At 39.8% G+C, this 10,888-nt stretch carries 10 protein-coding genes and 1 tRNA gene; 1 reads left to right on the plus strand and 10 read right to left on the minus strand.

Annotation, left to right across the window (positions count from 1 at the left end):
* Nucleotides 1–3: 3 nt before the first annotated feature.
* The 5 genes from A8F95_RS07780 to A8F95_RS07800 form a co-directional block, all read right to left on the minus strand.
* The gene (locus A8F95_RS07780) at nucleotides 4–1,266 is read right to left on the minus strand and encodes a peptidase (protein ID WP_065410005.1); all 1,263 of its coding nucleotides are present in this window, start codon (nucleotides 1,264–1,266) and stop codon (nucleotides 4–6) included.
* 11 nt (nucleotides 1,267–1,277) lie between these two features.
* Nucleotides 1,278–2,459: a thiolase family protein gene (locus A8F95_RS07785; protein ID WP_065410017.1), complete on the minus strand. Its 1,182-nt coding sequence runs from the start codon at nucleotides 2,457–2,459 to the stop codon at nucleotides 1,278–1,280.
* A 152-nt stretch (nucleotides 2,460–2,611) separates the two neighbouring features.
* Complete coding sequence (locus tag A8F95_RS07790) at nucleotides 2,612–3,265, minus strand: 3-oxoacid CoA-transferase subunit B (protein ID WP_065410006.1); 654 nt, start codon at nucleotides 3,263–3,265, stop codon at nucleotides 2,612–2,614.
* Nucleotides 3,250–3,927: a CoA transferase subunit A gene (locus A8F95_RS07795; protein WP_065410007.1), complete on the minus strand. Its 678-nt coding sequence runs from the start codon at nucleotides 3,925–3,927 to the stop codon at nucleotides 3,250–3,252. The genes A8F95_RS07790 and A8F95_RS07795 overlap by 16 nt, the downstream gene beginning before the upstream one ends.
* Before the next feature lie 105 nt (nucleotides 3,928–4,032).
* On the minus strand, nucleotides 4,033–5,385 hold the full coding sequence (locus A8F95_RS07800) for an aspartate aminotransferase family protein (protein ID WP_065410008.1): 1,353 nt from the start codon (nucleotides 5,383–5,385) through the stop codon (nucleotides 4,033–4,035).
* Between the two features lie 216 nt (nucleotides 5,386–5,601).
* Here A8F95_RS07800 and A8F95_RS07805 point away from each other — a divergent pair, with 216 nt between their 5' ends.
* Nucleotides 5,602–7,206 carry a PucR family transcriptional regulator gene (locus A8F95_RS07805; RefSeq protein WP_281181752.1) on the plus strand — a complete coding sequence of 535 codons (1,605 nt, stop codon included), beginning with the start codon at nucleotides 5,602–5,604 and terminating at the stop codon, nucleotides 7,204–7,206.
* Between the two features lie 306 nt (nucleotides 7,207–7,512).
* Here A8F95_RS07805 and A8F95_RS07810 read toward each other — a convergent pair whose 3' ends face one another.
* The 5 genes from A8F95_RS07810 to A8F95_RS07840 form a co-directional block, all read right to left on the minus strand.
* Entirely contained in the window at nucleotides 7,513–7,800 is a 288-nt protein-coding gene (locus tag A8F95_RS07810) for a DUF1871 family protein (protein ID WP_065410009.1), read from the minus strand.
* A gap of 132 nt (nucleotides 7,801–7,932) precedes the next feature.
* Nucleotides 7,933–8,292 (minus strand): DUF4181 domain-containing protein, encoded by a 360-nt coding sequence (locus A8F95_RS07815; protein WP_245671201.1) that lies wholly within the window; start codon nucleotides 8,290–8,292, stop codon nucleotides 7,933–7,935.
* A 358-nt stretch (nucleotides 8,293–8,650) separates the two neighbouring features.
* A complete protein-coding gene (locus A8F95_RS07820; RefSeq protein WP_065410010.1) occupies nucleotides 8,651–9,085 on the minus strand; it encodes a hypothetical protein in 435 nt (144 codons plus the stop codon).
* A 712-nt stretch (nucleotides 9,086–9,797) separates the two neighbouring features.
* Nucleotides 9,798–10,238, minus strand: a complete 441-nt coding sequence (locus tag A8F95_RS07835) for an NUDIX domain-containing protein (RefSeq protein WP_065410013.1) — start codon at nucleotides 10,236–10,238, stop codon at nucleotides 9,798–9,800.
* 444 nt (nucleotides 10,239–10,682) lie between these two features.
* Nucleotides 10,683–10,756 (minus strand) — tRNA-Arg (locus tag A8F95_RS07840).
* Between the last annotated feature and the right edge of the window lie 132 nt (nucleotides 10,757–10,888).

A 10,888-nucleotide genomic window follows, 5' to 3' on the forward strand; every position in this document is an offset into this window, starting at 1 on the left:
ACACTACTCCAACTCACACCAGTCTACAATCGTTGCCGCGATAATTTTAGCAGTCTCAAATATCTTCTCCACCTCAATCGCTTCGTTTGGAAAATGAGCGAGATTTGTGATTCCGGGTCCAAATACAACACTCGGTGTATCACCAACTTGCGAAAGAAGTCCACCGTCTGTGCCCCAAGGGGCCGCTTCGATAATTGGCTCTTTTCCAACCACTTCTTTAAAATTACTGATCAATGAGTTCATCAAAGGGTGGTCTGTTTCAATTTCTCCAGGGACCCATCTTGCACCGAACCATTCGATCTCAACAGGGTGCTCCTTAAACCAATCATCCTTCTCTGCCAGCCTTTTCATCCATTGTGTCATTTCCGCCTGAACTTCTTCTAGTGTTTCATTAGGCGCAACCCCGATTCGGCCTTCCAACTCTATAATGTCCGGAACGGAAGATGGCCAGTCTCCCCCTTTGATGGTGCCGATATTGATAGGGACAGGAATGGGAATGTTATGGTATAGCGGGTCTGTAATCCGTTCATTCCGAGTCCTTTCTAGTTCTTTCACATGTTCAGTCACTAGGAATGTCTTGTCAATCGCACTTACGCCATGATACCTTGTGCCGCCGTGTGCCGTCCTGCCCGTCACGATAAGGCGGAACCATTTTGAGCCTTGCTGCTTTGGAAAAATCTTCATGTTGGTTGGTTCTGGTATAATGGCAGCATTCGCTTTATATCCTTTGAGAATTGCCTCCAGCGTTCCTGCACCGCCGCTTTCTTCCTCCACTACGCTTTGAAAAATAACATCGCCTTTTAAACGGATTCCCAAGAATTTGATCGCATCGAGGGCCATCATCAATGAAGTATTGCCCCCCTTCATATCTGTGACCCCGCGACCATACAATCTTCCATCCTCCATTTTACCGCTATAGGGGTGTTCATCCCACTGTTCATGATCCCCTTCTGGAACAACATCCACATGTCCATTTAATATAATCGATTTGCCACCGCCGGTTCCTTTTAAGACCCCTACAACATTCGGGCTATTTTCAAATGTTTCACGATTCGAATAGAAATAAGGATGTTTCTTCAGCCTTTCTCCATCCAATTCCCAAATATCGACTTCTAGACCAAGGTCAGTTAAAAACCGTGCTACGTTTTCCTGAACTTCTATTTCATTCCCCTGCGTACTCGCAATTTGAACGAGTCTTTGTAAAAGCTCTATATGCGATTGTCTGTTTTCATCGATCCATTGATTGATGTTCTCTTTGATTTTCATAAAGCGCCCCTTCATATCGTCATATTTTCATAGATAACAGTTATGCCCATGCCCCCGGCCGTACACATGGTCACCAATCCGTACTTGGTTTTCGAGCGAATCATTTCGTGTATAAGGGTCACACTCAATTTGGCACCGGTCGCTCCTACAGGATGACCGAGCGCAATTGCTCCACCGTTGACATTCACACGGCTTTCGTTCAAATTCAACGCATTGATCACAGCCAGCGCCTGGGCTGCGAATGCTTCATTCAGCTCGATTAAGCCGATATCATCGAGCGTTAATCCCGCTTTTGCCAGGGCTTTTTTTGTCGCAGGAACAGGCCCGATCCCCATGATAGAATGATTCACTCCGGCACTCGCATAGGCTTTCACCTTGACAAGAGGCTGCAACCCCTCCTGTTCCGCACGCTTACGGGACATCATCAAGAGTGCCGCTGCTCCGTCGTTCATGGGACACGCATTGCCTGCCGTTACAAAACCGTCCTTTTTAAAGACCGGCTGTAATGTCGCCAGTGTTTCCTTGTCAATGGATGTCCTTACACTTTCATCTGTTGAAAAAAAGTGTGTTCCTTCCTTTGTCTGCACTTCAACAGGAACAATTTCGTCCGAAAACTTATTTTCTTGCATCGCTTTGGCTGCCTTCAGATGGCTGTTATAAGCAAATTGATCCTGTTCTTCCCGAGTGATTTGATATTGTTCAGCTAGCCGTTCAGCTGTCACGCCCATATGTTCGTTTCCGAGTGAGCAAACCAAGCCATCTGCCATCAGCGCATCTTCCATGACAATATGACCAAACTTGGAACCCCATCGGTTTTTTACAAGGTAAGGAACATTGCTCATGCTTTCCGTTCCGCCGACAACAATCACTTCGTTCTCTCCCGTTTGAATGGCAGCCGCCGCATTCGTGATAGCCTTCAAGCTTGAACCGCAAGCTTTTATGATGACATACGCTGGTGTTTCTTCAGGGAAGCCCGCTTGCTGTGAGGCGACTCTTGCTGAATTCAATCCGCCCCCATGCACATAGCCGTGTCCGAAAATCACTTCCTCAACTCTGTTTTTCGGAAATCCGGTTTTGTTCATTAATTGCTCTAACACTTGTTTGCCAAGTTCTGTAGCTTGCACACGTTTTAATGACTTGCCAAAAGCGCCAACCGCCGTTCTTACCCCTGATGTAATCACTGCCTCCTGCATCATGAATTCCCTACACCCCCACATTTTTAAAAATTGTGACATCTATTCTTTAAAAATTAATCCGTCGCGCGGATTTCAATGTGAATAGTTATTTAGACCCTTCTATTTTTTGGAAATTGGAAACAGACATTCGCTTCTCCGCAGATACCCGGCTACTTTACGAGATCGGCTACATGAAATTCTGCTCCTGTAGCCTTCATTACATCTTCAACTGTGTATGAAGCTTCTACTTCGAGTAAGCTCAACCCTTGTTCAGTGACTTCGATGACGGCCATATCTGTAATAATAAGATCGACGCATTTTTCGGCTGTAAGCGGCAGTGTGCATTCACGGACGATTTTTGGGTTTCCGTGTTTGTCCGTATGATTCATCAGCACAACCACTTTTTTGGCTTTTTGTGCCAAGTCAACAGCTCCGCCCATTCCCGAAACAATTTTTCCAGGGACGATCCAATTTGCTAAATCCCCTTTTTCACTGACTTCGAATGCACCTAGAATCGTAATGTCCAACAATCCACGACGGGTGATGCCAAATGCAAGTGTGCTGTCAAAGTAAGAAGCTCCCGGCACAACCGTTATTGGAATCCCGCCGGCATTGCATAAGTTTGCATCCTCTTCTCCTTTTAACGGAGCCGGCCCCATACCCAGAACACCATTTTCAGTGTGAAACATGACATTTACATCTGCAGGAATATAATTAGCAACTAACGTAGGGATTCCGATGCCAAGATTGATAATCATTCCATCTTTGATTTCTTCTGCAGCCCTCTTGGCGATTGCTTCGCGCACGCTTACTCCCATGCCCATGCCCAGTTCACTCCTTCGCTTTTTACTACAATGTCCACAAACGCACCAGGTGTCACGATTTCCTCCGGATTAAGCTCGCCGACCGGAACGATCTCTTCCGCTTCCGCAATAGTGATCGTTCCAGCCATAGCCACCAACGGATTTGTGTTCCTTGCACTTTTATCAAAAATTAAATTCCCAAACTCGTCGGCTTTTTTCGCATATACAATTGAAATGTCGGCCGTTAGAGGGGTTTCAATCAAAAAAGCTTTCCCATCCACAACGACTTTTTCCTTGCCTTCTGCAACAAGGCCATTCACACCAATATCGGTTAAAATGCCGCCTAATCCAACGCCACCTGCCCGAATCCTCTCGACCAGCGTTCCCTGAGGGGAAAACTCGATATCCAATTTATCTTCATGCATGAACTTGCCCGCATTTGGATTAGAGCCGATATGAGATGCAATAAGCCGTGCTGCTCTTCCTTCTGTTATAATCTGGCCTACTCCTATATGGGGAAAACCAGCATCGTTGCAGATCAAGGTCAATTCATCAACACCACTTTCTAAAATGGCTTTAATTAAAGTCGGCGGATTCCCGATTCCTCCAAATCCGCCAACCATCAAAGAGGAACCACTTTTTATATATCTAATTGCTTCTTCCACAGAGCGTACTTTTTTCATTTTTGATGCTCCTCATGTCTATATTTAAAAAAACTTGCCTATAGGTTGTGCAGATTTACAGTAATCACCAAATACCTACCGCCCGTTATGAGCAAGTCGTAAACCTTAATTTTTGGACAATGTCCCCAAGAGCTCCTGCTCAATCTTCTCCAAGGCCACCCCAAACCTTTTGACCAACTCATCCACTTCTTCCATCGTAATGGTTAGAGGTGGTGATAAGATAACCGCATCGCCCGTTAATCCATCTGCGCCGGCATTCGCCGGATATACGAGAAGACCCTGTTCAAAGTTGGCCTCAACAATCTTATTAGCGACATTCAACCTACTCTCAAAAGATTTTTTCGTCAATTTATCCTCTACAAACTCGACCCCCACAAATAAACCTTTTCCGCGGACATCCCCAATAATTTCACTTTCTTCAGCCAGCTCGTTTATTTTTTCTTTCAAATAGGCTCCTTGTCGCGCAGAGTTTTCAACGAGATGATGTTTCTCGATATAATTTAGTACGGCCAAAGATGTAGCGGCAGACTGAGGGTTAGCACTAAATGTATGCCCCCCCATCACAACTTTGGATCCACTCCGGATCGGCTCCATCACCTTTTCACTCACAACCGTCGCAGCCATTGGCGTATAGCCCGCACTCATTCCTTTTCCAATCGCCATAATATCAGGAGTTACATCAAAGTGTTCCATGCCAAACATTTTTCCAGTTCTCCCCAACCCAGTCATGACTTCATCGGCGATAAATAAAATGTTATATTCATCACAAACAGATTTTATTTTCTGGAAATATCCATTAGAAGGGGTCAATGCTCCTCCTGCTGCACCAACCATAGGCTCAGCGATAAACGCAGCAATATGATCTTTCCCCACCCGCAATATCTCTTTCTCTAGTTCTTGCGCGTAATAATCATCGCATTCCTCTATTGTTCTATAATTCACGTCCCGATAATAGTAAGGAGCAGAAACAGATGGATAGTTCTCTAGCATTAGCTCAAAACGTTCCCTCCGCTGAATATGCCCTGACATGGACAGAGCCCCCATGGTCATTCCGTGATAACTCATCCACCTGGAAATGATTTTATTTTTTGTATTCATCCCTTTTTCCTGCCAATACTGTATCGCTATCTTCATTGCCATTTCTGTCGCTTCCGATCCGCTGTTTACAAAAAACGACCAATTTAAATCCCCAGGAGATATCTGACTGATTTTTTTTGCCAACTGTTCAGCCACTTCCGTTGAAAATTGTGACCTGTATACGAAAGACACCTTTTCCGACTGCTCCTTCATGGCATCAGTGATTTCTTGTACACCATGTCCAATGCTGGCAGTCACCGCACCGGAAGAGCCATCTATATACTGTTTTCCTTGTTCATCATATAAATAAATCCCTTCACCATGCGTGATGAAAGAATATTTGTGGTCTAAAACAGGTTTAATGAGATATGTTCTTGTCATAATATAGCCACCTCAATTATGAATTTTAAGCAAGCTTTTGCATTGTTAAGTAAACTGAAAATATAATATCTTGTGTATAATAGAATTATAGCTAACACAAAGGCCCTTATCTATTCGACCAAAACACAAAAAAAAATAGCATTTATTGTACTTTGTGTATAATTCTAAACGTGGAGGTTGTTGAAAATAGCGATTAGTATAAAAAACGCCCTTCGATTGCCTGTTATGAAAAAAACTAGATTAGTAGCAGGGCATAAAGGAATTGAAAATAATATAAAATGGGTCACTATTGTTGAAGTATTAGGAGATATCGATCGATTGCAGGCGGGAGAGTTTTTAATTACGACAGGGTTTGGTATATCAGATAGCGAAGAACAGCTGGAAGTTTTTCATAAGTTGCTTCAATCAAAATTGTTATCTGGAATTGCCATTTATACGGGCTTCTATATGAAAAAAATCCCCATAAGCTTTGTTGAATTAGCTAATGAGAATGATCTGCCATTAATTGAAATTCCTACAGATATTAATTTTTCCGAAATCACAAAAGCTATGCTGGAACAAATTGTGAATAATCAAATGCATCTGTTGGGACAGGCAGAAAATATACACCGGGAATTAACAAACCTTATATTAAATGATCAGAGTTTAACAGAAGTAACAGAACAGCTCGCCCAATTGACAAACTCAGATATTGTTATCTATAACGAACTTCACCAAACCATTTATACGAATCAAAAAAACAGCGACCAGAAGCTCAGCCAAATGACACTTTCCCTTGATGGACAAAAAATCAATGTATCTAACTATCTAGTTGAAAGTTTAAAAAGAGAATCCAGAGTTAATTTCACCTTTGAAAACCACATTTCTACGGTTTGTCCAATCATCGCCAAACAATCCTGCTACGGCTGGATCGTGATGACAAAACCGAAAGAACACTGGCGGGAGCTTGATGGTATCAGTATCGAGCAGGCTGCCCCCATCTATGCGATGGAGTTTTTAAAAAAACAGGCAATCGAAGAAGCACAATTACGAATTCATAGTAATTTTTTAGACGACATCTTTAACCAAAATTATTTGAACGAAAAAGTGATCATTGACCAGGGTTTAAAGCTTGGTTATGATTTATCTTTAAATCAATCTGTTTTTCATCTGATATTCAAACAAGTGGATGGAGTTGATGGAAAGTGGAGCGATAAACTTTACCACTTAACAGATCAGATTCTTAGACAGAAAATGAAACAGCATATGATCCAGACAAAACTAAACTCCATTATCTTTTTAACAAATGTAGATGGGAAGACAAAAGAAGATAAATACCAACATTGCCTCAATCTTGCGGAGGAACTATTGAGAAATTGGACATATTGTTTTCCAAATATTGAATTAATCATAGGAATCGGAAGAGGTTATGACAAACTAGATGAATTAGGAAAAAGCGCACAGGAAGCACAGTATGCGGTAAAATTGAGTGGTCTCATCGGCAAGGATGTCAAGATTGTTCATTACGATGATTTAGGGATATACGACTTATTACTGCAAATGGAACGCTCGGGGATTAGCTTGACCTCCATTTATGAGCAACATATCAGCGGTTTACTCAGTGATAATGACAAAGAAATCAATTTAATTGAAACACTCGACAGTTATTTTAAAAATAACCAAAGCATCCAAAACGCGGCTAAGGAATTGTATATTCACCGACATACATTGAGATACCGACTAAATCAGATTGAAATTAGAACGGGAATGGACATTAAATCAACGGAGGATCTGCTGAAGCTACAGTTGAGTGTAATGGCGTATAAATTAGTGAATATATGAATAAAAGTGCATTTGCGGATAAGAGGCCGGTTCACCAGATCGTTTTTCAAAGACCTTTTGAGTCGGCCTCATAAATCAAATACACTATATTATATCTAATACGACAATTATTCAAAATTCTTTTCTAATATGTTCTATACTTTCCCATTTTGATTCTAGTAAGGTCCTCTCTTATTTTTATGATAAGCAACGTAAATAAAGCCAACCAACGGGCTACCGTTGGCGGGTAATCGGGCGCGGAGCTTGAGGATTGAAACTAGTGGGCAAATCTCAATTTCTCAACTAAGCTTTTTGAGTATTTCTTATTTAACTTTCCCACTCCGTTAGTTGAATAGCCTTTAAAACTTTATTAGCAATCATTAAACTGCCTTTAGACTTCCGAAATTCTTCTACGAAAATCCCATTGATTTCCCCTGCCAATTCCTCAATATCATTCGCGCTAAGAGTAGCAGATACAATTTGTTGAATTTCAAATTCATACTCGTCATCCGGGCAGTATATAGCTAATAAATTCAAGGGGGCCCATTCGTTAATTTTCCTTTCGACCATCTTAAATATTTCGCTATACTTATCTTTAAAATGTTTATTCGACAATTGATCATACTCTTTCCTTTTGCCTCGGCATGATATTTTTAAGCTTCTCCTTAAACGCTCCACGCTCTTTAAAAAACAAATGGGGTCCCACTTTTAACTTACATAATCTCCGATACAGGAAGTAGTAAGTCTCTAAATAAGATAAGCTATAAAAAAAATAAGCATTACACCTAATATTAAAAAAATAAGTGTAGAAACATACTGTTTTGAGTTCAGATGCTTCCACTCTAGAATAGCTTGAAATCCTAACAACAAAATAAGATACACTATCCAATACCACTTATTAGAATTTATACCCTTTGTAATCACAAACGGTAAAGTACATAAAAAGATAACCGCCAGAATGATTCTTCCCCGACGATCAATATTTTTGCCAGAGGTTGTTGAGATCTTTTTCTTTTCCACACCAAGTAGTTTATTGATTAATTTTTCTAGAGCAATAAATAAGAGCAATGAAAGCGTAAGAACAACAATAAGCATTAAAGGCTCCAAACAAATCCCTCATTTTTATATCGATTTTACCTCTAAATTCCTATTTTTGTGAAATCGAAGTACGTTTTTATTGAAAAATATCTTAAAAAATTAAATGAATGCTTTATACAATCTTAGTTCACATAACATCACAAGAAGGAAGCAGACACACCAAGAGAAACCCTTACCCGGCAAGAGGATTTCTTTTTGTCTCACCTTCTTCTCTATACACGATTTTATACATCATTAATTTCACAGGGTTTCTGACCACCCAATCAGCTTGATCGTTGCATAAAAAAGTAGGTTTTTATGCACTGAGAACACTAAAAAATTTATAAGAAATGAGACTAAAAGAGTAAAAAGCAAAAGCTTGAAACTTTCACCAAAAACGTGGAAAAACAAATATTACAAGGGACGGTATAACGCAAATTATCCAGCTAATAACCTTATTCTTAATCTTTTGACTGGCTAAAAAGGCCAGCGAGCCTAATATTGTTGAGATCATCAAAAAAGGGATAAGATCCCACTCGAAAATAAATTCCGTAATGGTTCCACCTATGCCGCCTAAAAGAAAAAAGACAAAATAACTTTTTATTCCCCTATAGACTTTCCATCTTATTAAAAATAAACAAGCAAGTCCCAGAATGCCATATATATAACCAAATATCGAAGCAAATACAAACATGCCATAGAAATCATGATAAATATAAGAGATGTCTTGGAACACTATCTGACTAGAAATCATTAATGAAAATGATGCTATAATAATTGCCGCAGCTGAACCTTTTAAGTAACTAATTAAGTAGCTAATCATGTTGTTCTCCAATCTTATTCCTCAATATCAATTTATAACATTAACATTGCTTCTCCGGTTAATAATGATAGAGTGATTCCCCCTAATAAGCTCGCTAAAATAAAGGATGGTATAGAAAGTAGAACCTTAACTCGGAATCGAATGTCACTAAAGTGTGTATAAAATCGATCTATCGGTTTCCAAACTAAAATGGCAAGAAGCACAAACATACATGTAGCAATTAAATCAACACCCGTAAACGGGGGACTGATATACTCATTGAAATAGAAATTAAAGACAAAAAACACACTAAACAATATAGATTGAAAAACAAAAAATTTAAAGTGCTTCATAGATAATTTGCTCCTATTCCATGCCATGAGTGTGTGCAAATTATAAGCTTTATAACAAAAACAGTAAATACATTTTTGAACTTAGTGAACAGTTCGTTGAAGATATGCAGTATCTCCACCTTTTCTAATGATAAAAAACGACAAAAAGAATGAAAAGTAACAGTCAGAATAGTGTTTAAATGTGTATTAAGAGTGACTATCAATCCAAGAGGAAAATAGCCTTTTTGGGACGGAAAATAACCGTTCGTAAAAGTGTACATTAATGAAACGACCTTTTTAGTTTCCTTGTTCAAGTAAATCCCATAAAAAAAGATTATTTTTATCCTTATTGGTGAAAACTGCCTCATAGGTAGCTACCCGTTACTTCAGTAAGAATTACACTAACGAATAAACGCCAATTCTGTATTAGCAAGTGCATCGTTTAACCATAGAGGATGCATTTTCAATAGATCTTGGGGTAGGTTCTGCTGTTCAAAAAACTTAATTTCTAGTGACTCAGAAGAATTACATCGTAGTTCTCCACCAGTAATTTCAGCAAGAAAACAGGTTGTTATAAAATGTACTACTTTGCCATTTGGATAAGCAAACACCTGTGAATGAGGGTCAGAGTACACACCAATAAGCTTTTTAATTCTTATATCTAAATTAGTTTCCTCTTTTACTTCTCTGATAGCTGCCTCAGAAACTGTTTCCCCTATTTCTATGTGTCCTGAAGGAATACCCCATAGTCCTACATCTGATCTTTTCTGTAACAAAACTTGTTTTTCCTCATTTAAAATAATCACTGCGACCCCAGCTTTTAAATCATCAATTCCTTTCATACAATAACCCTCCTTAAAGTAATAAAAAAAGGACCGAAGAGAAAGATTTCAACGCATAACAAATACGCTGAACCTTTCCCCTCGGACCTTTTATGTCAATAGGTGCCTTTTACATATCGTAAAAGATGTAGCCCTTGGTCACTGACCTACCTAGATAGCGGAGCCCTAGCTACAATTTTCCAGTTCATATTTATTTTACAACTAATACTCAGAAAATGAAAGATCACTCTTTCACTAAACTGCGGCGTTACTTTAAGTACATTTTTTATTTTATAAAATAGTACCGAAAACGAGCGTTATATAAATCAAGCGATCTTCTTAATATACATAAAAAAGCATCCCGTCAGCTTTGAACTGCACCCCAATTGTTAGCTGTGTCTAACAATTGGGGTGCAGTTCACATTTATAAAACTGGCCAGATGCTTTTTTACAATTTACGTGTTACACGACTTAGAGGATTCGAACCTCTGACCGACAGCTTAGAAGGCTGTTGCTCTATCCTGCTGAGCTAAAGGCGCATATATATGGCGGAGAAAGAGGGATTTGAACCCTGGCGTCGCTTACGCGACCTACCCCCTTAACAGGGGCGCCTCTTCAGCCTCTTGAGTACTTCCCGAGAAAAAATAAAAACTCCGCAGGCAAGATTCGAA

Origin of the sequence: Pseudobacillus wudalianchiensis (genome assembly GCF_001685015.1) — a bacterium.
In the GTDB taxonomy this organism is placed as follows: Bacteria; Bacillota; Bacilli; order Bacillales; family Domibacillaceae; genus Pseudobacillus; species Pseudobacillus wudalianchiensis.